At 50.3% G+C, this 23,729-nt stretch carries 25 protein-coding genes; 11 read left to right on the forward strand and 14 right to left on the reverse strand.

What is annotated here, in order from left to right; translation table 11 throughout:
* Positions 1-248: 248 nt before the first annotated feature.
* The 5 genes from BUB30_RS16635 to BUB30_RS16655 form a co-directional block, all read right to left on the reverse strand.
* Positions 249-482, reverse strand: a complete 234-nt coding sequence (locus tag BUB30_RS16635; protein WP_143164960.1) for a hypothetical protein — start codon at positions 480-482, stop codon at positions 249-251.
* A 308-nt stretch (positions 483-790) separates the two neighbouring features.
* The gene (locus BUB30_RS16640; RefSeq protein WP_073136106.1) at positions 791-1,393 is read right to left on the reverse strand and encodes a hypothetical protein; all 603 of its coding nucleotides are present in this window, start codon (positions 1,391-1,393) and stop codon (positions 791-793) included.
* 168 nt (positions 1,394-1,561) lie between these two features.
* Positions 1,562-2,941 (reverse strand): sensor histidine kinase, encoded by a 1,380-nt coding sequence (locus BUB30_RS16645; protein WP_073136108.1) that lies wholly within the window; start codon positions 2,939-2,941, stop codon positions 1,562-1,564.
* Positions 2,938-3,618: a response regulator transcription factor gene (locus tag BUB30_RS16650; RefSeq protein ID WP_073136109.1), complete on the reverse strand. Its 681-nt coding sequence runs from the start codon at positions 3,616-3,618 to the stop codon at positions 2,938-2,940. The genes BUB30_RS16645 and BUB30_RS16650 overlap by 4 nt, the downstream gene beginning before the upstream one ends.
* Positions 3,619-3,884: 266 nt before the next feature.
* On the reverse strand, positions 3,885-4,307 hold the full coding sequence (locus tag BUB30_RS16655; RefSeq protein ID WP_073136111.1) for a response regulator: 423 nt from the start codon (positions 4,305-4,307) through the stop codon (positions 3,885-3,887).
* A 13-nt stretch (positions 4,308-4,320) separates the two neighbouring features.
* Between BUB30_RS16655 and BUB30_RS35185 the strand changes: the two genes are divergently transcribed.
* Positions 4,321-4,494, forward strand: coding sequence for a hypothetical protein (locus BUB30_RS35185; protein WP_178377135.1), 174 nt, complete (start codon positions 4,321-4,323; stop codon positions 4,492-4,494).
* A gap of 81 nt (positions 4,495-4,575) precedes the next feature.
* Here the strand turns inward: BUB30_RS35185 and BUB30_RS16660 are convergent, their stop codons facing one another.
* The 4 genes from BUB30_RS16660 to BUB30_RS16675 form a co-directional block, all read right to left on the reverse strand.
* Complete coding sequence (locus BUB30_RS16660) at positions 4,576-5,163, reverse strand: hypothetical protein (RefSeq protein ID WP_073136113.1); 588 nt, start codon at positions 5,161-5,163, stop codon at positions 4,576-4,578.
* Between the two features lie 342 nt (positions 5,164-5,505).
* Positions 5,506-7,047 carry a sensor histidine kinase gene (locus BUB30_RS16665; RefSeq protein WP_073136115.1) on the reverse strand — a complete coding sequence of 514 codons (1,542 nt, stop codon included), beginning with the start codon at positions 7,045-7,047 and terminating at the stop codon, positions 5,506-5,508.
* Positions 7,048-7,479: 432 nt separating this feature from the next.
* On the reverse strand, positions 7,480-7,680 hold the full coding sequence (locus tag BUB30_RS16670; RefSeq protein ID WP_073136117.1) for a hypothetical protein: 201 nt from the start codon (positions 7,678-7,680) through the stop codon (positions 7,480-7,482).
* A 239-nt stretch (positions 7,681-7,919) separates the two neighbouring features.
* Entirely contained in the window at positions 7,920-8,495 is a 576-nt protein-coding gene (locus BUB30_RS16675) for a YceI family protein (protein WP_073136119.1), read from the reverse strand.
* Positions 8,496-8,834: 339 nt separating this feature from the next.
* Here BUB30_RS16675 and BUB30_RS16680 point away from each other — a divergent pair, with 339 nt between their 5' ends.
* A complete protein-coding gene (locus BUB30_RS16680; protein ID WP_073136121.1) occupies positions 8,835-11,168 on the forward strand; it encodes a glycoside hydrolase family 3 protein in 2,334 nt (777 codons plus the stop codon).
* A gap of 1 nt (position 11,169) precedes the next feature.
* Here the strand turns inward: BUB30_RS16680 and BUB30_RS16685 are convergent, their stop codons facing one another.
* The 3 genes from BUB30_RS16685 to BUB30_RS16695 all read right to left on the reverse strand — a co-directional run bounded on the left by BUB30_RS16685 (position 11,170) and on the right by BUB30_RS16695 (position 14,522).
* A complete protein-coding gene (locus tag BUB30_RS16685; protein ID WP_073136123.1) occupies positions 11,170-12,363 on the reverse strand; it encodes a winged helix-turn-helix domain-containing protein in 1,194 nt (397 codons plus the stop codon).
* A gap of 159 nt (positions 12,364-12,522) precedes the next feature.
* A complete protein-coding gene (locus BUB30_RS16690; RefSeq protein ID WP_084138184.1) occupies positions 12,523-14,133 on the reverse strand; it encodes a sensor histidine kinase in 1,611 nt (536 codons plus the stop codon).
* Entirely contained in the window at positions 14,130-14,522 is a 393-nt protein-coding gene (locus tag BUB30_RS16695; protein WP_073136125.1) for a response regulator, read from the reverse strand. The genes BUB30_RS16690 and BUB30_RS16695 overlap by 4 nt, the downstream gene beginning before the upstream one ends.
* Before the next feature lie 343 nt (positions 14,523-14,865).
* On the opposite strand from BUB30_RS16695, the gene BUB30_RS16700 reads away from it, so the two are divergent.
* The 8 genes from BUB30_RS16700 to BUB30_RS16735 all read left to right on the forward strand — a co-directional run bounded on the left by BUB30_RS16700 (position 14,866) and on the right by BUB30_RS16735 (position 21,431).
* A complete protein-coding gene (locus BUB30_RS16700) occupies positions 14,866-15,606 on the forward strand; it encodes a WG repeat-containing protein (RefSeq protein ID WP_073136127.1) in 741 nt (246 codons plus the stop codon).
* A 218-nt stretch (positions 15,607-15,824) separates the two neighbouring features.
* Positions 15,825-16,238, forward strand: coding sequence for a response regulator (locus BUB30_RS16705; protein WP_178377136.1), 414 nt, complete (start codon positions 15,825-15,827; stop codon positions 16,236-16,238).
* A 208-nt stretch (positions 16,239-16,446) separates the two neighbouring features.
* A complete protein-coding gene (locus tag BUB30_RS16710) occupies positions 16,447-18,087 on the forward strand; it encodes an arylsulfatase (protein WP_084138185.1) in 1,641 nt (546 codons plus the stop codon).
* 439 nt (positions 18,088-18,526) lie between these two features.
* The gene (locus BUB30_RS16715) at positions 18,527-19,627 is read left to right on the forward strand and encodes a DUF3500 domain-containing protein (RefSeq protein WP_073137327.1); all 1,101 of its coding nucleotides are present in this window, start codon (positions 18,527-18,529) and stop codon (positions 19,625-19,627) included.
* Positions 19,628-19,659: 32 nt separating this feature from the next.
* Positions 19,660-20,202 carry an RNA polymerase sigma factor gene (locus tag BUB30_RS16720; protein WP_073136131.1) on the forward strand — a complete coding sequence of 181 codons (543 nt, stop codon included), beginning with the start codon at positions 19,660-19,662 and terminating at the stop codon, positions 20,200-20,202.
* Entirely contained in the window at positions 20,195-20,620 is a 426-nt protein-coding gene (locus BUB30_RS16725) for a helix-turn-helix domain-containing protein (RefSeq protein ID WP_073136133.1), read from the forward strand. Before BUB30_RS16720 ends, BUB30_RS16725 begins: the two co-directional genes overlap by 8 nt.
* Positions 20,621-21,040: a hypothetical protein gene (locus BUB30_RS16730; protein ID WP_073136134.1), complete on the forward strand. Its 420-nt coding sequence runs from the start codon at positions 20,621-20,623 to the stop codon at positions 21,038-21,040.
* 19 nt (positions 21,041-21,059) lie between these two features.
* Positions 21,060-21,431: a hypothetical protein gene (locus BUB30_RS16735; protein ID WP_073136136.1), complete on the forward strand. Its 372-nt coding sequence runs from the start codon at positions 21,060-21,062 to the stop codon at positions 21,429-21,431.
* Positions 21,432-21,484: 53 nt separating this feature from the next.
* On the opposite strand, the gene BUB30_RS16740 is transcribed toward BUB30_RS16735, so the two are convergent.
* Complete coding sequence (locus BUB30_RS16740; RefSeq protein ID WP_073136141.1) at positions 21,485-22,051, reverse strand: DJ-1/PfpI family protein; 567 nt, start codon at positions 22,049-22,051, stop codon at positions 21,485-21,487.
* Positions 22,052-22,068: 17 nt separating this feature from the next.
* A complete protein-coding gene (locus tag BUB30_RS16745) occupies positions 22,069-23,166 on the reverse strand; it encodes a polysaccharide deacetylase family protein (RefSeq protein WP_245804116.1) in 1,098 nt (365 codons plus the stop codon).
* A gap of 65 nt (positions 23,167-23,231) precedes the next feature.
* Between BUB30_RS16745 and BUB30_RS16750 the strand changes: the two genes are divergently transcribed.
* Entirely contained in the window at positions 23,232-23,576 is a 345-nt protein-coding gene (locus BUB30_RS16750) for a winged helix-turn-helix transcriptional regulator (RefSeq protein ID WP_073136143.1), read from the forward strand.
* Positions 23,577-23,729: the final 153 nt, after the last annotated feature.

The following is a 23,729-nucleotide window of genomic DNA, read 5'->3' on the forward strand; positions in this document are numbered from 1 at the left end:
CGGACGACAAATTCGCTGCCACGACTGACGACGGCGTACATCCCGCCAGTTACCTGCGTGCAATGGAGTTTCCTTACCCTGCGCCGTTCGCCGTGCCATTCAACGGGCAGGCTCCACGGGCATGGTGAAGAAAAATTCGGCAGACAGTGTTGATAATTTTCTACAACGGCAGCTTAAAACGGCCTTAAATAAAAAAGTTGCAGAGTCTTTAACCCTGCAACTTTGCAACACGCGACGGATTCGTTCGCTTATTGAGAATCGTCGTTTGATTCCTGTCCATTTTCTTCGACGCCGATAAGGTCGCCTGAGTTATCTTTCGCAGACGACTTCACTTTTTTCACAGACTTGTCGACAATTTTTTCAAGCGCGCCGATTGCCTCTTGAAGGGGTTTTAGCTTAACCAACAATTCCGCTTCCTCATCTTTCAGTTTTCGCAGTGCGTCAACAACGGGATTTTCTTTTGCCATACTTTCCTTAGCCATAAATTGATTTTGTTTTTGTTGTGAAGGTTTTCCCTGTGTGAAGCATAACATTCCACTTCTCCCGGGAAAAAACCGCGCGCTAAAATACACTCAAAATTTTTAAAGTAGCACAAGTCATCCAATTGCCGGCAACATTTTAAAAGGCTGTGTGTCAGACAGAAGTGAAATAGGCTTGGAAATAGAGACGAAAAAAACAGCTTCAAGGGTATACACTGCGCGCTTGTCGTTGAAAGAAGCAAAGTCCAAAATCCGGCAAGTACCTAAATCGAAATCACCGGATTTTGTCGCATGTTCCGTTTAGGTTCATGTCAATCCATGGGTATGATTCTTTTAACGACAAAGAATTGCCGATACTCCTGCAGTTTGGGGTCAAAAAATTCCTGGGGCTCATAATCAATGTGAAGCGTTTTGCCGACGAGCGTTGAATAGGAACTCGTTAAGTCGCCCGCTGACTCAATAAATGTCAACCAGTAGTATTTGGTGATCTTACCGGATTCGTCCTTTAACGAAAGGACTACAAAAAAATCATTTTCAATTTTTGTCACCGTCCCCTCTGACGATTGTTGCGCTTTGGTGGTTGCGGTCTGGCCTTTTATTCTCTGTGTCATCTTCAAGAGCGTGTTGGGGCAAACTGAAGCCATTTTCACACCTAACATCCTCCCGAGTTTCACACCCTCTGTATCGATCTTGTCAAGATCTATACCGAAATCTTTTTTTATCTGCTTTTTATAGGGCATCGAAGCGTCGATCATGCATAGTCCGAGACGCATATTAAATTGTTCCGATTTCAGTGTGTCGGGTACTTGCTCGCCGCAATCACAGGATTTCCGGGTGATGATCTCGATATACTCTTGTGCTAATCCCCTGCTAACGGTCAATACCAAAAAAGAAATAAGTAAAATGTGTTTCATGTGTTGTGTTTTGAAGTTCTATTCAATGACCGCCGCCCTATAAGGCACAGTGCCTTACATTCTCCCAATGGCGGGGCCGGAAAACATCGTCCAAAAATAGGGAATACAAAGGAGTTAATAACCTTCCAAACAACATTTTGCAAAATGGCCTATACGCCCTACTGGTGGCTAATCGTGTTTTATTCCCACGGGAAAGGAGACGCTGAATAAAGTCTGTTGTTGCGGCACGGATTCAAGACGAATATCGCCGCCGTGGAGTCTGACGATCTGTCGGACCAGCGACAGGCCGATGCCGAATCCCTTGTTCTGCCGGTGCCGTTTGCCCCGGAAAAAGGGATCAAAGATCCGGTGAACATTTTCCGCATCGATGCCCTCGCCCGTATTCCGAAAATGAAGGGCAATGAATCCCGGTTGCTTTGTGTCCAGGGTAATGACCACCTGGTGATCATCGGAATACTTGCAGCCATTATCCATCAGGTTAAGGACAACCACCTTCACCAGTTGCTCATCGCCCTCCATGAGCAGGGACTCATGGTTCAGCGCTAGGTCGAAATGAATGTCGATACGGTATGTGGGAAATGCCTTGATCAGTTCGTCTTTTATTTCCCACAAAACATCATCAATGCGAAGCGGTGCGAAATTTTTGTCGGGTTGATCCGTGCTCGTCTGCGCCAGCAACAACAACTGCGTCGACAGGCGGTTGAGCCCCTTCAGTCCACCCAAAACCGACCCGAGGATCTTGATATAATAGTCGTTGTCGCGGTCCTGCAGCAACGCTACCTCTATTTCTCCGGCCATCACGGTGATGGGCGTTTTGATCTCATGAGAGGCATTGGCGATAAAGTTCTTCTGCGAGGCAAAAGCACTTTGCAACCGTTCCAGCATCCGGTTAAACGTATGCGCCAGTTTGCTCAGTTCGTCCGTTCGATCGCCTTCGTCCAGCCGCCGGTTCAGGTTCTCTTCGGTGATGTTGCTCACCTGTTCAACGATCTTTGAAATGGGTGAAAGGACCTTTCCCGCAAAAAACCATCCCAGGATAGAGACAAACACCATGCTTACGCAAAAGGTAACGATGAGAATATTTCGAAGATTTCGCAACGCATCCAGGCCATACACATCCGTGGCGGCGGCCACCACCGTGAACCGGTCATGCGGGTCGGCAAACAGGAAGCCCAGCGCTTCGAAATTTTTATAGGTGTAGCGCACCTCCTGTTGCTGGCGTATGGTGTTCAGCAACGCCTGGTCCACAGCGATGACGTTGCTGCCGTCGGAACTATACAGCACTTCATTTTTTTGATTGTAGAGAATGATGTATTGGTTGGGCAGACTGGCCGGATTGTTCCGCTCCATGCGGCGAAGCAGGTTCGCGTCCACTTCTTCCACTTCCGTCAGGATCTTTGCCGTATTGATCGCCCTGTTTTTCAGCCTCCGGTAGAAATCTTCCTGGCGGTAGTTCGCCGAAAGAAAATAGACGGAGACGCAAATGATCGTGAGCACAATGATGACGATGCTGAAGAAGATCACCGTAAGCTTTGCCCGGATATTCATGTCTCTTTGCTCAGTACATACCCTAACCCGATCCGCGTCTGCAAAAGCTTGGGCTCGAAGTCCCGGTCGATCTTGTTGCGCAGCATATTCATGTAGACCTCCACCACGTTGGTGCCCGTCTCAAATTTGATGTCCCATATTTTTTCGGCTAGTTCGCTCCGGGAAATAACCCGCTCCGGATTCCGCAGAAAGAATTCCAGTAACGCAAATTCTTTTGCCGAGAGTTTGATGACCTTGTCGTGGCGATGCGCTACTTTCTTTTCGATATCCAGTTTGAGATCTTCAAACCGCAGCACATTGCCATAGTCTGTCGTGGCCGACCGCCTTCGCATGAGTGCCCTCAGGCGGGCGACGAGTTCTTCAAATGCAAAAGGTTTCAGCAGGTAGTCGTCGGCACCCGCATCAAAGCCCGATAATTTGTCGGCGGTGGTGCCCAGGGTGGTGAGCATGATGACGGGGGTCGAGGGCTTTTCTTTTTTCAGGATCTTGCAAAGGTCAAATCCGTTGATGCCCGGGATGACCAGATCCAGCACGATCACATCATAGTCCCGGTTCAAGGCAAGCCGCTCACCCATGTTCCCATCAAACGCAACGTCCACGGCAAAGGAATGCTCCTCCAAACCCTGTTTGATAAAGGATGATACTTGCTGTTCATCTTCAATGACCAGGACTTTCATAAGGTTAATCCGTTTTCAGAGACCCGACAGCGTCATCAGGACCCTAAATATTCCACAAAGTTTCTCCAATTCTTTCCTTTCCCCTCAAAAAATGGGCTTGTCTTTTTTAATATACTTTTAATGTCCTTTTAATGGCTTTTATAGGATACCGGAGGCGTCATGACTTACTTTTGACCTACTGAGTAACCGGGATTGGTTATAAGGTTCTAGACAAACCTTCAAGAACCCATAGGCGGGTGGCCATGGGTTCTTGTCTTTTTTTCCCATCACATATTCATCAGGTCCATCATCAGGTTGAACGCATCCATCGAAGACGCGCTGTGGAGTTTGAAGGGTTTGGTCACAAATCCGGAAACGCCGAGTGCCTGGGCCTCCGCTTTATCCGCGGGCCGATCCGAAGTCGTCAGGATAAAAACCTTTATATCTTTCCATCGCCCGTCGGCCCTGATCCATCGCAGCAACCCGAAGCCGTCCATCTCGGGCGTGGTCAGATCGAGCAAGATAAAATCCGGGATGCCGGGAGAACCGCCGGCCGGCTCGCCATCGAGCAGGCGCATGGCCTCTTCGGCATTTTTCGCGACCTGGAGCCGGTAGAGGATGTGGCGTTTGTCCAGCGTCCGTTTCACTTCGATCTGCTCCGTCGAATCGTCCTCGATGAGCATGATGTTGATGACGCGCTTCCTAATCATTTTGGCCAGGGATATGAAAAATAATCAGGGCCAGCGCATCGCTGGTGTTTTCAAAAGTGTCTTTTCCTTTTTGGGTTTGAATCATGTCAAAAAATTTCGTGATGCAGCACGCGCCAGGGCAACGTCTCCTGTGGATGGTAAATTACTTCCATTCAGCATGCCCGCAGACCACGGACCTTCATTTTAATGTGGATTTAATGTGGCTTTAATCTCGTGGCTACGACATTGACATTCGCTCGAAGGAATGGAAGGCCCGTGGTCTTGTCTCCTAAATATTTTCATGCACCCACTGCACCTCTCCCCTCGCCGAAATGCGATCGACGGAGTAGAACCGGCTAAAAATTCTTCGTGGGGTGTCGTAGGGCAGGCTTTCGCTGTCATAGGGGCCGGCCACGCCCAGCATCCAGTTGTTTTCGGCTGCCCAGTGATCGCCGGTCATGCGGTATTTGAAGACATAGTACGTCTGGTCTTCCCGTTCATTCAGATCTACCGTGGTATAGAGCTCTATTTCGTGCGGCGCCCGGCCCAACTCGGTGGGAAATTCCAGCCAGGTGACTAAAAAGCTTTCGGCTCCTTTTTCGATCGTAAAAAATTCAAGCGGAAAAAGATCTGACTGGTTGTAGGCTTCCAGCACACGATACACTGCATGACGCAAGGAAGGATCCTGAACCATGAACAAGATCTCCGTCCGGGTAACGGTCTCCCTGGCAGCCAGCTTCTTGATGAGCGGACCTACCACCGCATATTTCAAGGTGATCAACCGCTGAAGCCTGTGCCGCAGATAGTAGTAGCCTCCCAACAAGAAGGCCCCTGCCAGGAGGATGATAGAGAACACAACGATCACGATCGTTTTCATAAGAATACGGGATTAAAATCATACGATTTGATTGTGGAGAAGGCACAAGATCTGCAGTGCGCTCTGGACGCTCGTTTACCTGTGTATTACTGTGGGAGTTGAAAAGCGAGAATGCTGAAAAAAAGATAAGGTGTGCAGGACAAGAACATCAAAAAATGATACTATCAACCCCAACGTCTATCGAACAGTAGAGTAAAGATACCGAAACAAAGATCGTCAATCACTATACTTCAGTATATTTTACCCGTCGTTGAGCGAGCGTAAATGCGATTGCGCGTTTGAACTCGTTGAATGGAGTGGCTTTCTTATCTGCCGCAGTGAAAACAACCCATGATGAAGTGATTAATTCGGACTGCCGATGCCCGCGCCGATCGGGAATTGAAGCTTTATCGTCGTTCCCTCATTGACCTTGCTGCTGGCGAAGATGTGCCCCCCTGCGCTCTCCACCTGGACCTTGGCCAGGTAGAGGCCAAGACCCTTACCGGAAAAGCGGGTGTTGAGCCTGGAAAACGGTTTGAACAACTTGTCGCGGTGCGCGTCGGAGTCAAATCCGATCCCGTTGTCGGAGATCTCGAGGATACACTCCGTCTCGTTCACCTCCGAACGCAAAAATATGTGCGGGGTCTTCGACGCATCTTTGTACTTGATGCTGTTGCTGATGATGTTGTGCAGGATGGAATGGGCAAACGCATCGCTCACGGCAATCTCATGCTGCGGATTTATCTGGTTGGAAATCACGATTCCCTGAGCATCCAAATCCTGCTTCAGCTGACTCAATACTTCCCCGATAATGTCGGACGCCTTTAACCTCCTGTTATTCCCCGCGCTTTGGTATTTCACCTGGACCACGGAGACGAGATCGTGAATGACCTCATCCAAGTCCAGGATGGAACTGCCGATGAGCGTCATCACCTTCTCTTTTTCCAAGACGTCGGTCTCGGGAAATTGAAGGAGCTGGAGCAATCCGAGGATCCTCGCCACCGGGCCGCGTAAATTGTGTGCGGCCATAAACGCGAATTGTTCCAATTGCAGGTATTGCTTTTCCAATTCCTCGCTGGCTTGCAGAATGTCGGCCGTCTTCTCCTTTACTTTTTTCTCCAGGTCCGTCTTGGCCACCTGCAACAAGTGATTCTGATTTTCAATGGTCTGCTTCTGTTTTTCCAGCTGACTGTTTTGAACGGAGATGTATTCGTTTTGCGTGGAGATCTCTTCCAATTGGCCGAGGATCTCCCGGTTCTTACCTTCGAGGTCTGCGATCAGGCCTTTGTTCACCTGCTCCTTCTTCTCTACCGACCGTTTCAAAAAAAGCGAACTGCCGGTGATGATGATAAAGCCGATCAACACCCGCATCTTCGTCAAGGCATAACCGGTTTCGCTTAACCCCTTTTGATGGTAGCCCACGCCAAAGAAATTGTGCACGAGATCAAAACAGGTGAGGGCGAGGAATGGCCCGGCAAGGGAGAGCACCATCAGAAAGGTATCCTTCAATCGAAACAATAAAAAAGGCACCACCGAAGAGGCCATGATCGAGAATTGGATGCCCATGTAGTGCGATGTCTGGAAGTCCATTCCCGACGATTTGTTATAGACCGAGAAGATCAACGCTTGCAAAGGCATGTTCCAACTGAGCAGCACCCGGCTGGCCGTGGTGTAGCCCAATGCGTTCACAAACACGGGGAGTAAAAATAAGAGCGGTTGTGCGAGAATGGGGAGTGTGATCCGGGACCATCCCTGATCATAGACATTCGCAACAATGTAGATCAAAGGCAATATACACATCAGCATACTCACCTTGTTTGAGAGTATGATGTCCTCCTCGTCATCTGCGTTGCTCACATGACGGGTTCCTATCCGCGTGATTCGCTGCAATACTTCAAATTCCATTTTTCGCCCAACCATTACGCATCCTTGTCTGATTCAAATCGTTCCTGGCCATTTAATTTACAACTTATTTATTTGCCGGTAAATAATAGTTTTCTGCATCTACATCTTTCAAGGATTGCCGGAAAACCACCCCCTGCGACCCACGCCACACCAATCTTTCTGAAAGGGCACCGCTCCTGCCCGGTATTAAAATTTCGTCCTGAATGCCCCGGAAACCAGTCGTATTTGGACACGGGTAAACCTGCGGGTAAAAATAATTTAGAAGATCCGACAAGGCCTGAAGTTCGGGCCGATTGACGCATATCACCTGGTGATCCGGCGGGAAGTTTTTAGGCAAACGGCTTCCTTGACACTTGAAAGTGTCTCCGCAAATCTATACCGGTAAAAGCAAAATAGGACGCGTAGAATCGTCGCGTTGAAATGTTTGTTCGATCAAAGACCTGCGTTGCCTTTGCTCATACCGCTGAAGAGGCGCTGAACAAATGCCCGCCACACGCTTAAGGCATCGGGGCGCGAAGCGTTGGGGCGGCTTGTCGCTTCGTGCGCGACGGTGTCGGGCATCCAGCGGGGGTCCACCAATCCGTTCATGGTGAACAAGGACGCCTTCCGCTCGATATCATGTTGGGTTGACATAAAAAAGATCACGTTTTGTGTATAACAACTTATACAAGTTGCCAACAAATGTATCACAACCCGGGCTATTGGACAGAGGGATGTACGTTAATCCGTCATTCCGTTCATGCAACGCGTGACGTCACCGGATTTCCACAATCGATTGTGGTCCGCGTTTGCCCTATGGATGATAAATGACCCTAATAAAAAAAAGCAGCAGGAAAAAAATCCTGCTGCTTCTCTATACGGTAGTGTCGTTGTCAGGCTTTCTTATCCAATTCGATCTTGATGTTCAGCTCCACCTCGTCGCTCACCACCATCTCGCCGGTCGGTGTGGTGTTGGACCAGGTCAGACCGAAGTCCTTGCGGCTGATCGTTCCAGTGAACTTAAATCCGGACTTCATGCCGCGGCCCGTGTTCACGGTGGCGCCGCCGGTAACCTCAAATTCCACGGGCTTGGTCACGCCGTGCATCGTCAGGTCGCCTTTCAGTTTATATTTTGTGCCGCTTTTTACCAGGTTGCCTTTGAAAGTGATGTCTGGATATTTGGCGGCGTCAAAAAAGTCGGGAGATTTTAAATGACCATCGCGGCGTTCGTTTTCCGTGTCGATCGAAGCGGTCTTTGCTGAAAAGGTTATTTCGGCGCCATCAAAATTTTCATTCCGCGACACCAGGGCTCCGCTGTACTCGTTGAATTTTCCCTCCGTTTCAGCCACGGCCATGTGGGTCACACTGAAGCCGATCTTGGAGTGGCCGTTGTCGATGGTCCATGTCGTTTGAGCAAACATGAACGTTGTGGAGAGAAGCGAAGCAAAAAGAATAATAGATTTTTTCATAGATTGATTTTATTAATGTGTAAATGTAACACAAAGAGTTTTGAAAGTTTGAGCGCGCAATGATCGTTAACTTTTCGTTAACAAATTCGATTCCGGGTTCCCGAAGAATTCCTTTCAAGTCCATTTGCTTTTACGCCCGGTGACCGACATAAATTTTCTGTTGACTTGACAAAACGCGTCGATGCGTTCATCCTCGATGAGCGCACTGGAAAAATTTCAAAAAAATACCCGATCGTCGATTTTTTCCCGGGATCGATCTAATGTAAACCCTAAACCGGGGCATCCTCCCATATATTGTGTAAATTCAACACATTGAAACAGACCTTACGCTATACTCCTATGAAACGACTTCTTATCCTCCCGGCCCTCTTGTGGGCGATGGTTTCGGTTGGTCAAACCTGGACCGAAAAAAAGAATGATGGCATTTCCCTCGTCACCAACCCGAAGGGACAAACCCTGGCCTATGCCTTAAGCTCGGGTGTGAAACTGCTGACCGTCGACGGGTTAGCGTTCAAGGATCTGAATAAAAACAATGTGCTCGACAAATACGAAGACTGGCGATTGCCTGTCGATGTTCGCGCAAAAGACCTCGCCGCGAAAATGTCGGTGGAGCAAATCGCGGGGTTGATGCTCTACAGCGGGCACCAATCCATCCCCGCACAGGCCACGGGCTTCCGCGCCGGAACCTATAATGGCAAATCCCTCGCCGAAAGCGGAGCACTATCGTCTGACATCACCGACCAGCAAAAAAAATTCCTGACCGACGACAACCTCCGGCACATCCTGATCACGACGGTGGAAAGCCCCGAGGTTGCCGCGAAGTGGAACAACAACATTCAATCGTATATTGAAGGCATCGGGCTGGGCATCCCGGCCAACACCAGCTCAGACCCTCGTCACGGCGCCGTGGCCAACACAGAATACAACCTGGGCAGCGGAGGCAAGATCTCCATGTGGCCGGTGTCGCTGGGCATGGCCGCCACGTTTGATCCGGCGCTCGTTCAGAAATTCGGATCCATCGCCGCCAAAGAATATCGCGCGCTGGGCATCACCACTGCTTTGTCGCCCCAAATCGATCTGGGCACCGAACCCCGCTGGAGCCGTATCAATGGAACCTTCGGAGAAGACCCCATCTTAGCGGCCGACATGGCAAAGGCTTACGTGGATGGCTTCCAAACCTCTTCCGGAAAAGCAGAGATCAAAGAGGGCTGGGGCTATCAAAGCGTGAACGCCATGGTGAAACATTGGCCCGGTGGCGGACCGGAAGAAGGGGGTCGTGATGGCCATTTTGCCTATGGAAAATTTGCCGTTTACCCTGGTAAGAATTTTGACACGCACCTGGTCCCCTTTGTGAAAGGCGCCTTTAGCTTATCCGGCAAAACAAAGATGGCCTCCGCCGTCATGCCCTACTACACCATCTCCTACGACCAGGACAAGACCTACAACGAAAACGTAGGCAACGGCTTTTCAAAATACCTGATCACCGATCTGTTAAGAAAGAAATACGGCTACGACGGCGTGGTCTGCACCGACTGGCTGATCACCGGCGACGAAGGAAAGACACCCGATGTTTTTGCCGGGAAGTCCTGGGGTGTAGAGACACTCACCATCGCCCAGCGTCACTACAAAGTGATCATGGCCGGCGTGGATCAGTTTGGCGGGAACAACGCCGCTGGCCCCATACTCGAAGCGTATCAAATGGGTGTGAAAGAACACGGCGAACCGTTTATGCGCAAACGCTTTGAGGAATCGGCCGTGCGACTGCTGAAGAACATATTTAACGTGGGTCTTTTTGAAAATCCCTATGTCGATCCACAGGTTTCAAAAAGCGTGGTGGGCAACGCAGAGTACATGACCGCGGGTTATGAAGCGCAACTGAAGTCACTCATCCTGTTAAAGAACAAAGGACACGTGTTGCCGCTGAAGAAGAACCTCACAGCCTACATTCCCAAACGCACGGTTCCTGCCGGCAGGGATTGGTTTGGAAACGTGACCCCCGAGAAGATCGAGTACCCGGTGAGTATGGATATCGCAAAAAAATATTTTACCATCACCGACGATCCAACCCAAGCCGACATAGCACTCGTTTTTGTAAAGAGCCCCGACGGTGGCGTGGGCTACAGCAAGGCCGATCGCGAGAGCGGCGGCACGGGCTATGTGCCGATCAGTCTTCAATACGGTCCTTACACCTCGACGGCCTCCAGGGAAAAAAGTATTGCTGCGGGCGACCCGGTGGTCGATCCCACCATCACCAATCGTTCGTATAAAGGAAAATCATTCACCGCCTCTAACCTCGCCGATCTCAAATCCATCGAGGACACCAAGGCGGCCATGAAAAACAAACCCGTCATCGTGATCGTGGATGGCAACAAGCCCATGATCTTCCAGGAATTCGAACCCCAGGTCGACGCCATTGTCTTTGGTTTTGGCGTGATGAACCAGGCGGTGCTCGACCTGCTGACCGGCGCTGCCGAACCTTCCGGGCTGCTTCCCGTCCAAATGCCACTGAACATGGAGACGGTGGAACAACAACTCGAAGACGTGCCCCACGACATGAAGGTGCACGTGGACAGCGAAGGAAATGCCTATGACTTTGGGTATGGTCTCAACTGGAAGGGCGTGATCGACGACAAGCGCACGGCACACTACAAAAAGAAAGCCCTCAAGCCATAACTCACGCCACCGCCTTGCGGATGGTTTTCAAAAGCGACGCGTCATTTGATTTTTTGACGACGATGGTGTCGCATTGATTGAATTTTGCAAACGCCTGCAGGGCATCGCACACCTTGGTGACCATGGCCTTGGTAAGCTTGAGCGGTTCGAAGTGCAGGTTGTGGATGGTCAATATACGCTGCTTCCGGTCGGCTTTGGAATCCATGCGGGCCACAAACGTGTCGCCGATCAAAATGGGCAGCGAAAAATAGCCATACTTGCGCTTGGGGGCGGGCACGAAGCATTCCACCTGGTAGTCGAACGCAAAAAAATCGCGGAGACGGTGCCGGAAAACGTTCAGCACATCGAACGGGGAGAGAATGAAGGCGTCGCCGGATAAATTGATCTTCTTCTTTTTATACTCGGGAAGCATGTAGAGGGGTGAACCTTTCAGGCCGGTGATCTCCACCCGGCATAGGTCGCCGGCTTCGACCAGTTTCTCCAATTCCGTTTTTATGGAATGTTTCACAAAGCGGGCGCTCCAGGCGATCTCTTTGGCATAGGCAATGCCCAACGCTTTCAACACCCGCAGGATGATGTGTCGGGAATATTCTTCGCCGGTGGGCACGGTCATGTCCACGTCGGGCGGAAGGATGTTTTCGGGCAGGTCGTATACTTTCTGGAAATTCTCTTTGCGGGTGGTCACCAGTCTGCCGTCGAGGTGAAGCCGTTCGAGGGCGAGCTTCGAAGGGCGCCAGTCCCACCAGCCCGAACTTTTTGTGACGCGGTCGTTCTCAAAGTCCCGCGCCATGAGCGGTCCCTCCCGCGAAATTCTGTCGAGCACCTTTTTCATCAGGTTGATCTCCGCGGTGGTCAGGGCTTTTCTCCGGGCCGCAAAACTCTCCTTCACGGGCAACGAGAAGCGAAAGTCGTGCATGGGAATGTAGCCGGTGGCAAACGTCCAGAATTCGAAGATCCTTCCGTCGGCCTGGAGTTGGTCGAGCCATTCCGGTTTGTAGTCCGGCACGCGCGACACGATGCTGTGATGATGGGCACGCTCCACGACGTAGTTCGTGTCGATCTGAACAAAACCGAGATGGTCGATGAGTTTATAGACCGCCTCCTTGCCTTTGCCAAACTGCGCGCGTTTTGAAAGCCCCGTGGCATGAAGAATGATTTTCCGGGCTTGGGATGGGGTGAGGATGACTTTGTCCATGCGATGAATTAACAACTTTTTGGATGGGCGCGACCGGCCGCGACTTTCAACAATTCAAAATTTTAATAACGTGCCGGGTAAAAATTGGATTAGTTTTTTTGCGGAAAATAATAGCGTTCCCTGTCATCAAAAAAAGGATTTAAAATATCCGGAAGCTCCTCACTGGGATGGCGTTCGATCGGGAAAATAAACATAGAAGTTTGCTCCTTTTCCGGGTTCACTGTTGGCCGTGATGAACCCCTGGTGATTCTCAATGATCTTTTTACAAAGGGCCAAACCGATGCCGGTGCCGGCATAGTCCTGCGTGTCTTGCAGGCGTTGAAACATCGTGAAGATCAAATCCGCATACTTCGGCTCAAAGCCGATCCCGTTGTCGGCGACCAGCACCTCTACATACCGCTGTTCCTGGACATGGTCCGGACGGTTGATGATTTGCTCCGTGCCTACAAACCTGGATTGAATGCGAACAACGGGATCACTATTCGTAAACTTTAGCGCATTGCTCACCAGGTTGGAGAATAATTGTTCAAGTTGTTGGTGATCGCCCCGGATGACCGGCAATTTATCGACCTGCACCGTAGCATTTTTTTCCGCGATCAGCAATTCAAAGTCGGCTTGGACCTGCGTCATGATCTCGTTCAGGTCCACATTGACAAACCCGCTATTGCCCCTGGACAAACGGCTATAGTTGAGGACGGATTTGATGAGGTTGGTCATCCGCTCGGCCGAACGGTTTATCTTCTCGAAATAGCGACTCACCACCGCCGGGTTGCCTTCATTCTTTTGAATGATCTCCGTGAAGGTCCTGATCTTTCGCAACGGCTCCTGTAAATCGTGGGAGGTAACATAGGCAAACTGTTCCAGTTCGCGGTTCCGGTTTTCCAACTCATTGGCATAGGCAACCAGCCTGTCCTCCGCCATTTTCTTCTCGGTCAGATCGCGGGTCACTTTAGAAAACCCGATCAGTGCACCGGATTTATCGTGGAGCGCGGTGATCACGATATAACCCCAAAAGGTGGAGCCGTCTTTTCTCACGCGCCATCCTTCATGGTTTGCCCTGCCGTGTGTCCGGGCATAGTCCAGGAGGGTCTCCGGCAATTTTCTTTTTCGATCCTCGGCGGTGTAGAATACATTGAAATTGGATCCGATGATCTCGCTGGAATATCCCTTGATCATCTGGGCGCCGGCATTCCAGTTCACAATGTTGCCCTCCGGGTCGAGGAGAATGATGGCATAGTCCTGGATCTCGGCGATCATCTGGTGATAGCGTTCCTCGCTAAGGGTCAATTCTGCGTTGAGCGCCTTCAGTCTGTCGGTGGCTTCGTCTTGCTGGTCCTCGGCGATCTTTCGTTCCGTGAGGTCGCGCGTCACTTTGGAGTACCCGATCACGGCGCCGTCATCGTCGTGCAGGGCGGTGATGGTGATGCTTCCCCAAAATCGTGTCCCGTCTTTTCTCTTCCGCCACCCCTCCTGCGATGCGCGGCCATTTTCACGCGCGATGCGCAACAGCCTTTCGGGAAGATTATCCTGGATGTCTTCGGGCAGATAGAAAATGCTAAAATGTTTTCCGATGACCTCCGATTCCCGGTATTGTTTGATCTTCTCAGCGCCCCGGTTCCAATTTTGAATGATGCCATCCGCATCCAAAAGGATGATGGCATAGTCTTCTACTTCGGCGATCATTTTGTGATATCGCTCTTCGCTCTTCCTCAACTGCTCGATCACCTGTTCAAGGTCCGTCCCCACAGAAGGCGTTTTTGAATTGCTCATCGTCCGGCTTGCATTTTAAAAACTTGCATCAATTTTTCTGTCAACAGCGCCAGACCGGGGGGTTTGACGATGAAGTCTTTTGCGCCAAGGGCTTTACTTTTCTCGATCATGGTTTCGTCCGAAGACGTGGAGTACATAAACACGTCGGCATCCTTCAAGTGATCCAATTTTTGGATCTCCTGCAAGCACTCCATACCATTCATCCGCGGCATGTTCATGTCGATGAAGATGTAGTCGGGGATCAAAGGTTTTTTTGCTTTCAATTTCTCTAATGCCGCTATACCATTGCTCGCCATGACGCATTGGATGTCGCTGTTTATATCCTCCAAGGCCATGGAAAAAATTTCCTGATCATCCTGGTCATCATCAATAAGCAAGCAGACTATCATTTTGTTTAACTGCGCAGGTTAAGAAGTTGAATTTACGCTATTTTGAACGACATCGTTTTAACAATCCTCCTGGAAGGCCAGGTTTGGGCTGATGTCCGGCCGAAAATCCTTTTGAGACCAACCCAATCCAGGCGGATGGCCAACGCGGAAAAAACAAGGGCTTCGCCGGCAGGTGCCTGCCTCCTGCAAAAACACCTTGTAAGATACTGAAAATAAACAACTTATGGACAATAGGCCTCCGGCACCTGCACGCACGCCGGCCAATTTGTTCAGAGGCTTATCAGAAATGGGTTTGGCTTTTTATCTTTAATTCAAACGTATCCCGAACACACCCTCCTATCGCATGAAGCACAAGATTGCATCACTCCTCCTGGTTGTGGTCTCCATCGCCCCGGTTGCCGCTCAGAAGAAGTGGCCCATCAAACCGACCTACGACGCCGCCAGCACCTTCACCAACGGCGTGGCGCACGTGACGCTGCGCGATAGCCTGTTGTTTATCGACAAGACCGGCAAAGTATTGCGCGGCTATCTCAAGAATGATGTCGGCCCCTTTTCCGACGGCCTCGCCGCCATCCGGATGCCGGACACCAAGTATGGCTATCTCGACCTCACGGGCCAACTGGCTATAAAACCCAGGTTTGCCTATGCTCACGACTTTGTGGAGGGCGTGGCCACGGTGGTTGAAAAGAACCTGATGGGACTGATCGACAAAACGGGAACCTATGTTATCCCCCTCAAATATTTTTCATTGCTCGATCTCTCCGAAGGACTCATCGCCGCCCAGAGCGCCACCACCAAAAAGTGGGGCTACATCGACAAGACCGGCAAGACGGTGATCCCCCACCAGTTCAATCAAGGCAATCCCTTTGAAGGAGGCTATGCGACCGTTTACGATGGCAGCAGCACGCCGAAGACGATCGACAAGACCGGAAAATTTGTAATCCCTCCCCCTGCCAGCGGCAAGCCCTCACCCCAACTCAAAACCGACCCACGCTTCCCCGGCGCACAAGAAGTGGGCGAGGCATCCGAAGGGTTGATGCCTGCGAAGCGGAATGGAAAGTGGGGGTATGTCAGCGTGGAGTAGCGCGCTGCCTCCGGAGTTTATTTCAAATTTGCTATGGGCCCTTATGCCCCTCGTTGCCCCTGATGAACGCCAGACCGTCACGCAGATTTAGGGTGGTGTCGCACTTTTATTTACAGAATCCTTCAGAAATAACGAAATTCCTCTGTACCTTGTAGTTGGACTACGCACCTATGCATTTTTTCGACTCTACTCAAAAGTCCTATCAGACAATCACCTTAATGAAAAGAACAATTCTTCTGGTCGATGACGATCCATTTTTTAGGTTCATGCACGAACGGTTATTGTTGGCGGTGAGACCGGATTTTGAAATACGCATGACCGAAGACGGCGCCCAAGCCCTCCAGGACATCCACGCCTGCATCGCCGGCGAACGCAATCTTCCCGACTACATTCTCCTGGACTCCGAGATGCCGGGGATGAATGGAAAAGAATTTTTGGAAGCTTTCAGGACGTTGATTTTTCCGGGGAAAGAAAATATTCAGATCGTGCTCGTGAGTACTTCGGCGGATCCCATTCCGCTTTCAGGATATGAACAGTATAAGATCATGTCGTTCACCAAGCCTATACGTATCGATCAGTTGAAGGAGATCATTTTTCCGGAGCCCATGGTGCATGCGATGAAGAAGCATTAACGATCCAATTCCAGACGCAGCCCCCATACGTCGGGCCATCCTTCCTACTTGACCGTCTGTCGACAGCCAACTTTCAAATCACAGTGATAGGGTCGTCAATTTTCCATCACTGAGTTCACGGTGTATAACCGTGTTTCACTGTTTCGGCATTCGAAAGCATGCTAATTCGCATTGGGTTTAATCCGGCAAAACCTTAAACCCAAAGCGTATGACGGACAAGAAAAGGAACCTTTTAAAAAAAACAAGTTCAGCATCGTTGTGGTTGGCCATCATGGTCACGTTCATAACTCTGCAGGCATCCTATGCTCAGAAGAAACCCAACATCGTAGTGATCTGGGGCGACGACATAGGAATTTGGAATGTGGGTGCCTACACCCACGGCATGATGGGGCGCACGCCGAACATTGATCGCATCGCCCGGGAAGGCGCCATCTTCACCGATCACTACGGTCAGCCTAGCTGCACGGCGGGTCGCGTGGCCTTTATTACCGGACAGCTTCCGATACGCTCGGGGATGACCACCATTGGCATACCGGGGTCGTCGCTCGGCATTCAAAAAGAAGATCCCACGCTGGCCGAAGTTTTGAAAGCCCAGGGGTATGCCACGGCTCAATTTGGCAAGAACCATTTGGGCGACCGTAACGAATTTCTTCCCACCGTGCATGGGTTTGACGAATGGTTTGGAAATCTCTATCACCTCAACGCCGAAGAAGAACCGGAAGAATTGGACTATCCCGGTCAAAAAAATCCCGACTACACAAAGAAAGTAGGACCGCGCGGCGTGCTGCACGCCTGGGCTACCACCACCGACGATGCCACCGTTGAGCCCAAATGGGGCAAAATAGGAAAACAAAAAATAGAAAACACCGGCATGCTCACCCGCAAGCGCATGGAGACTTTTGACAGCGAGGTACTGGGCCACACGTTGACCTGGATGGACAAACAAAAAGGCGGCGGCAAACCGATGTTCCTGTGGTTCAATTCTACGGCGACGCACATCTGGAGCCACTCGCCCCAAAAATACATTCAGTTGGCGGTCGATGAAGGCCGCGCCGAATCGGATGTGTACCGCGCAAAAATGATCGAACACGACGAGCACGTCGGCAAGATCCTGGACAAAATCAAGGAGATGGGCATTGAGGACAATACGCTCGTGATCTACTCCACCGACAATGGAAATGAATTGATCATGTGGCCCGACGGTGGCTACTCTCCTTTCCGGGGCGAAAAAGGAACAACCTGGGAAGGCGGCGTGCGCGTACCTTGCCTGATCAAGTATCCGGGCGTGATAAAACCGGGCTCCGAATTCAACGGCATCCAAAGTCATGAAGACCTGTTCGTTACCCTCGCAGCCATAGCCGGACTACCCAATCTGAAAAAAGATTTGCTTACGGGCGTCAAGCTGGGCAACACTACCTATAAGGTGCACCTGGACGGCTACAATCAACTCGACTATTGGAGCGGCAAATCAGATAAGTCTGCACGAAAGGAGATCTTTTATTATGATGAGACCGATCTGATGGCGATTCGCGTGGAGGGCTGGAAGATGCACATCGGTGTGAAATATGATGGCCTTTGGTGGAACACGAAACGATATCCCAGCGTACCTTATATCTTTAACTTGTTAATGGACCCCATGGAAAAAATGGATCCCGAAAGTCATGAGTGGGGATACATCGGAAGAAAATTTGTGGGCGAGAAATTGTGGGTTCCCACGGCCGCGCAACCCTTCCTGATGGAACACCTCAAAAGTTTCGCCGACTATCCACCGCGACAAAGAGCCGAATCGCTCAGTGCTCAGAAAGCGGTTCAGGCGGCGATGGATCAACTGAATAAAAATCACAATTAAAAAAGTGCCTGCGGATCGGTGCGCTTAAAAAATAGACACTTGTCACAAAAGATTCATGTGCCCGCAACAAAACCGGGAACATGAATCTTTTCCTCGGCGCGACCGCAGAACGCCATCACATCTGCCGTTAGCATAATACATCACAAACCTCCAATGGCTTTCGCCATTCATCATGAACGATCCACTCGACAAACCCCTGAGCAGCTACATGATCAAATCGATGCCCGGAGTCCTCTTTGGCCTTCGCCAATGGCAATCCGATAAAGCCCGCTAGGGATTGCGACGTTGTTCCGTTAATTTCCATAAAGCCTTTAAACAAGACGGTGATAAAAGTTTTGGCAAGGGCCGGGAATATTTGCCTGGGTCGGGTTGTCTAATGACAAACAAACTTCAAAATCCTGTCCAAAGGGGCCTCCAAATGCGGAAAAACCACATAACCATGAAAATAGGAAACTCCAGAAAACTCATTCCTTTCCTCCTGCTGATCGCCGCTATGTCATCTATTCAAGTCTGCTATGGACAGGGCTTGACCACCATCGTTGCCGCGACCAATAACTTCTTAAAAACCCTGAACCCTGAAGAACTCAAGGCCACCCAATTTTCTTTCACCGATAGTCTCCGCATCAAATGGTCGAACTTCCCCGTGGGCATGGTTCCCCGGGCTGGGATCCGCTATGGCACGCTGGGTGACCAAAGCCGCGTGGCCTTTCACGACATGCTCTCCACCTTTCTCAGCTCGCAAGGCTATCTGAAGGTGACGGGCATCATGCAGCTCGACGACATTCTCAACATTCTGTCACAACAAGCCTTCGACCAGGGGAAGATGAGCGCCGGCCAGTTGAAGAACATCCTGGAGAAACTGGGCTGGGGTTATGACAATTACTTCATCTCCATTTGGGGCACACCGAATGAAAAGGAACCTTGGGGTTTCAGCTTAGGAGGTCATCACATGGCATTGAGTTTGACCATGCGGGGCAAAGACATTTCCTTCACACCGATGTTTGTGGGAACGGACCCTGCGCAAATTCAGACCGCGAAGTATGCCGGGTGGCGTGTACTCAGCAAGGAAGAGGACTATGGATTTCTGTTGCTCGGCTTTCTCTCCAAAGCGCAAAAGGCCAAAGCCATTCTCACGCAAGCCACACCAAAAGATATCATCACCAACCCCGAGAGCAGCCAACGCATCACGACATATTCCGGCATCGCAGCAAAGGAATTCAACGCCGACCAACTGGAAGTTTTCAAGATCCTGATCCAGGAATACCTGCACAATTTTGAACACGACGTCGCGCATGGATTGTATGATAAAATTGTAAAGACCGGATTCGACAAAGTGTACTTTGCCTGGATCGGCGGCGAGCAAAGACACACGCCGCATTATTACATCATCAACGGTCCCGACTTCCTGATCGAGTATGACAACGTGGGTTTTCAAAACGACGGGAATCATATTCACGCCATCTTGCGGCAAAAGGACAATGACTTTGGTTCGGACATTTTAAAGGATCACTATTTGAACAGCGACCACCACAAGAAATAATCCGCGAAGGAAAATATCCGGGCCGTCAGAAAATGGAGCAACACAAAGGAGACATTCAACTGATCGAAGACGCCAGAAATGGCGACATGACGGCTTTTCGAACGATCGTTGAACGACACGAAGCCAGCGTGGCCGGTGTTGTGAAAGGCATCCTGGGCGACACGCCGGAGGCGGCCGATGTGGGGCAGGAAGTGTTTATCAGGCTTTTTGAATCGTTGGGAAAATTCAGAGGTGAGGCATCGCTTTCGACCTATGTCACGCGGATTGCCATCAACCTGTCGCTCAACGAGAGCAAGAAGCGGAAACGGAAGTTCAAATTGTTTGGCCCTTTGAAAGAAGGAGAAAATACCAGCGCAGAAGAATCCACGGTCGACTTGAAAGAGATGCTCTATCACGAGCTTCATCAACTGGACCCCGAGTTTCAAGCGGTGGTGACGTTGAGAATGATCGAAGGCTATTCCATCCAGGAAACGGCAGTTGTATTGGAGATCCCGGTCGGCACGGTGATGTCGAGACTTTACCGGGCACAGAAAAAATTGAAACAAGTAATCGCCAGAAAGGAAGGTTATGAATAAACAAGAAACGGAAGACCTCTATATTCTATCGCTGGACCAAAAGCTGGCTCCTGCCGATGAAGAACGATTGCTGACCGCCCTTCGAGAACACCCCGACTGGGCCCGGTCGCTCCTGCAACATAAAACCGCGCGGGAACTTCTTCGGGCGAGCAGCCCGGCCACGTTCGGGCCGTACTTCACCGCGAAGCTGATCCACAAAATTCAGAACACCGGTGTGGTCATCGACCGGCAGCTCTTTGGCATGTTCAAAAAATTTCAGCTTGCCGCGGTCGGTGTAGTGGTGGCGTTGCTCATCCTGAACGTGGCGCTCGCGGAACAAGGCAGTTGGAAGTCGGTGCTGGGCATTGAAGAAGACGCCACCACCCCAGTGGAGCAACAAGTGCCCTTTGATTTTTATGAAACATTAAATAATCTATAAATGACAACGGAACGTATTAAATCCATCGGAATTTTGGTGGCCACGCTTATCATCGGCGTCTTCCTCGGCCTGCTTGTGCCGGGCCTCTTTCACAAATTCGACCGGCGGCATGGCATGGAACGCGGCCCCATGCCCGAACGAAAGGGCGACTGGTTTGTCCACACCCTCCACCGGATTGTGCAACCCACCAGCGAACAAGAAGCAAAATTCAAACCCGTGGCGTCCTGGGCTGCCGCGCGACTCGACTCCATCGAGCAATTGGCAAACGCCGAAGCCAAACGTGTGTTGGACTCCGTGAAGACGCAACTCCACCCCATCGTCACCGAAGAGCAATGGAGCCGGCTCGAGAAATTCGACGAACAGGCAAAAGAAAAATGGCATGGCCGCGGCCCCCGGGGCGGCAGAGGAAGGAGAGACTAGAAGACTATCCTAATCCCCTATGAAACCCTCTCAACATCCGATCAAGATCCTGTTTATCGCCTCCGTCCTGCTGTTGGTGTTCACCGTCACCTCGCTTATCATCAACACAAACCAAACGATGGAAAAAACAGCCGACTTCATGAAAAGAGAACTCAGCGGCGTGCTGGTGGCGGTTAAGGATATTCATCGCGGGAGTTCGTCCGTCACCATTAAGCAACACCCGACGGGGGAACTCCTTGAGTACAATTTAGAGATCAGTAAATTTCTTCGCGAAAACGACATTCGGGAACGCGACTCCATCAGCAAGAACGCCAATAGCGGCACCATCATTTTTTATAAGGCGGACGAGCGTGGTGTTTATGCAAAATGTTGTGAACTCGAATACGATTGATCATGACCCTGTTCATCTTTCATGGTATCGAAGCCCACGTGAGCAGACATCATCTACCAGCCGGCCCTCTCAACCAATCGCTTGCGATAGTTGTCGACGCTGATCCTTTCTTCCATTTCCATTAAGGTCATCAGCACTAAGCTTAAGTCCGCTCCGGATATTTTTTCGCCTCCGGTTATTCGGCTTCCGTCTATGGCCATCGGATCTTCCACCGCCAGAAGATCCATGTCCCTTAACAACGGAAGTGCATCGGTGGCCGTAGTCACCTTGTATCCCTTCAACACGCCCGAGGATGCCAACAGCAATGCGCCAAGGGAAACCGCCGCCACAAATTTTGCGTGCCTGGATTGCTTTTGAATAAACGCCTTAAACCCCGCATTGATCGCGCCAGCAGCACCCTTTCCACCGGGCACAAAAAGGACATCGAGCCTGGGGCATTCATCAAATGAAAAATCCGCGCTTACGGACAGGCCGGCGGACGTCTTCAAACATCGCGTGGTCTCGGAAACTGTACAGATCGCAAATTCGACGGTCCGTCCAAACATTTCGTACGGGCCAACGATATCCTGCATATTGAAGTCGGGAAATAACACCACTCCTATTCTTTTCTTTTCCGTCATAACACTATTTTTTCAGACTACTTGGAAATCTTATCTCTCCGTTGCTGCATTTCTTTCCATGTAGTGAAAATGAATCCTTCTTTTTCACAAAACGACTTCAATTCAGGATCCATCATGGCAAGCAAATCCGCCCGTCGCGTGTTGCCCGAATCACTTATGTTTTTGAAGGCCTCTTTTGCATCGGAGCAATGTATGAGTATGACCGTGATACCCGGTTTTGTGGATTGTAGCAATTCCTTGTATTTGTCGCGTTTGAATTTGCATAGATTATCATCAGAAGGCTCAGCACCTGAGGGGAATTCCCAATCGTAGCTCGAGATGTATAGATCGTCGGCCACGGCCAGGCCGCCTTGCCACAGTCTTTCGCCGGTATTTTGGATCGCCTTTAAAAAAATGCGGTGGTCAGACGACTGAGCATTTACTGTAGTCAGTTTCTTCAACCCTTGCAACGGGCCTGATTGAATCTGTTTCAGCAACAACGTGTTGTGTCCTCCCGGCAATAGAATGGGAATGTGCTCCGCGATGCCAACTTTGATATAACGTTCAAGATACCCGGGTGTAGACCACAATGTTCCCATATGTGTATCCAAATGCGTGGGTTCAAATCCCATCCTTCTTGCGCGCGACAATTGCGATCGTATTTCCATCTCAATCTCATCGGCAGAAGCATGCGCCATGACGTCGGCCACATTGTTCCATAAGGCACCCTCCGTATCCACCAACCCTGGTGTTGTGTTCATTCCGGATAATGGGCCCCAACGATACACCGGCCATTCCGAGGTGTGGGTTAAGTGTAACCCCGCATCCAGTCCCGGGTGTTGACGGATGTGGTTAACGATGCCGGGCACCCAGGGACAAGGCATCATCACACTCATGGAAGTTGCCAACTTCTTCTCCAGCGCCCGGATCGCACCCTGGTTCGACTCGTAGGACATGCCCACATCATCGACGTGAAAAATAATTACCCGGTCATTCTTCTTCCAACCCAACCGCTCCGCATACGTTTGAACAGATTGACCCTGGACCGTAGTCACCACCAATGTTACCGCGATCAGCATGATCGGAAAAGTTCGCTGCACCAAAAAGTCACGCATTAATTTTTTCATTTGTTTCATGTAATAAGTTTAACTTCGATGCAAGTAAACGCCGGTTTCTATCCTTATCAATAAGTCAAAAAATTATGACTACTCAAGAAAATGACATCCTCATCGAATGCCCGAAAGAGTATTTGCTAAAATTGCTCACCGGAAAATGGAAGCCCTGCATTTTTCGCTATGCCACACAAGGCCCTGTTCGATTCGGACAAATGGTGAAGCTGCTTCCCGAAGCCACGCGACAAGGATTGACCAATGCGCTTCGCGAATTGGAAGAGAGCGATATTCTCGAACGGAGAGTCATAAAATTAAAGCCGTTGCACGTGGAGTATCATTTAACGGAACTGGGGTTGGAGTTTATTCCGATCTTCAAAGCGATCGAGGCGTTGAATCTTTTGCCGGTCAGGAAAAACCAACCGCTGCATTCGTAAACTGCTGTGCCCGCCATCATTTGGAGATAGAAGCTTACTCCCAGCAGTGGGGTAACTAGTCCCAGATGCTCCATAAAGGCGGTTGAAGGTAAAAGCTAAGATGAAATACTAAAGCCTCCATTTTAACTCTTTATCTTTTTCACGATCTTCACT

This window comes from Chryseolinea serpens, from assembly GCF_900129725.1.
Taxonomy (GTDB): Bacteria; Bacteroidota; Bacteroidia; order Cytophagales; family Cyclobacteriaceae; genus Chryseolinea; species Chryseolinea serpens.

Bases quoted from the DNA above. Each gene is read 5' to 3' on its own strand.
- BUB30_RS16660 (WP_073136113.1), bottom strand. From the start codon at position 5,163: ATGAAAACGATCGTGATCGTTGTGTTCTCTATCATCCTCCTGGCAGGG.
- BUB30_RS16740 (WP_073136141.1), bottom strand. From the start codon at position 22,051: ATGACGGAAAAGAAAAGAATAGGAGTGGTGTTATTTCCCGACTTCAAT.
- BUB30_RS16730 (WP_073136134.1), top strand. From the start codon at position 20,621: ATGACAACGGAACGTATTAAATCCATCGGAATTTTGGTGGCCACGCTT.
- BUB30_RS16745 (WP_245804116.1), bottom strand. From the start codon at position 23,166: ATGAAACAAATGAAAAAATTAATGCGTGACTTTTTGGTGCAGCGAACT.
- BUB30_RS16705 (WP_178377136.1), top strand. From the start codon at position 15,825: ATGAAAAGAACAATTCTTCTGGTCGATGACGATCCATTTTTTAGGTTC.
- BUB30_RS16650 (WP_073136109.1), bottom strand. From the start codon at position 3,618: ATGAAAGTCCTGGTCATTGAAGATGAACAGCAAGTATCATCCTTTATC.
- BUB30_RS16665 (WP_073136115.1), bottom strand. From the start codon at position 7,047: ATGGAATTTGAAGTATTGCAGCGAATCACGCGGATAGGAACCCGTCAT.
- BUB30_RS16725 (WP_073136133.1), top strand. From the start codon at position 20,195: ATGAATAAACAAGAAACGGAAGACCTCTATATTCTATCGCTGGACCAA.
- BUB30_RS16690 (WP_084138184.1), bottom strand. From the start codon at position 14,133: ATGAGCAATTCAAAAACGCCTTCTGTGGGGACGGACCTTGAACAGGTG.
- BUB30_RS16695 (WP_073136125.1), bottom strand. From the start codon at position 14,522: ATGATAGTCTGCTTGCTTATTGATGATGACCAGGATGATCAGGAAATT.
- BUB30_RS16710 (WP_084138185.1), top strand. From the start codon at position 16,447: ATGACGGACAAGAAAAGGAACCTTTTAAAAAAAACAAGTTCAGCATCG.
- BUB30_RS16700 (WP_073136127.1), top strand. From the start codon at position 14,866: ATGAAGCACAAGATTGCATCACTCCTCCTGGTTGTGGTCTCCATCGCC.
- BUB30_RS16715 (WP_073137327.1), top strand. From the start codon at position 18,527: ATGAAAATAGGAAACTCCAGAAAACTCATTCCTTTCCTCCTGCTGATC.
- BUB30_RS16750 (WP_073136143.1), top strand. From the start codon at position 23,232: ATGACTACTCAAGAAAATGACATCCTCATCGAATGCCCGAAAGAGTAT.
- BUB30_RS16675 (WP_073136119.1), bottom strand. From the start codon at position 8,495: ATGAAAAAATCTATTATTCTTTTTGCTTCGCTTCTCTCCACAACGTTC.
- BUB30_RS16640 (WP_073136106.1), bottom strand. From the start codon at position 1,393: ATGAAACACATTTTACTTATTTCTTTTTTGGTATTGACCGTTAGCAGG.
- BUB30_RS35185 (WP_178377135.1), top strand. From the start codon at position 4,321: ATGAAAAATAATCAGGGCCAGCGCATCGCTGGTGTTTTCAAAAGTGTC.
- BUB30_RS16635 (WP_143164960.1), bottom strand. From the start codon at position 482: ATGGCTAAGGAAAGTATGGCAAAAGAAAATCCCGTTGTTGACGCACTG.
- BUB30_RS16670 (WP_073136117.1), bottom strand. From the start codon at position 7,680: ATGTCAACCCAACATGATATCGAGCGGAAGGCGTCCTTGTTCACCATG.
- BUB30_RS16680 (WP_073136121.1), top strand. From the start codon at position 8,835: ATGAAACGACTTCTTATCCTCCCGGCCCTCTTGTGGGCGATGGTTTCG.
- BUB30_RS16655 (WP_073136111.1), bottom strand. From the start codon at position 4,307: ATGATTAGGAAGCGCGTCATCAACATCATGCTCATCGAGGACGATTCG.
- BUB30_RS16685 (WP_073136123.1), bottom strand. From the start codon at position 12,363: ATGGACAAAGTCATCCTCACCCCATCCCAAGCCCGGAAAATCATTCTT.
- BUB30_RS16645 (WP_073136108.1), bottom strand. From the start codon at position 2,941: ATGAATATCCGGGCAAAGCTTACGGTGATCTTCTTCAGCATCGTCATC.
- BUB30_RS16735 (WP_073136136.1), top strand. From the start codon at position 21,060: ATGAAACCCTCTCAACATCCGATCAAGATCCTGTTTATCGCCTCCGTC.
- BUB30_RS16720 (WP_073136131.1), top strand. From the start codon at position 19,660: ATGGAGCAACACAAAGGAGACATTCAACTGATCGAAGACGCCAGAAAT.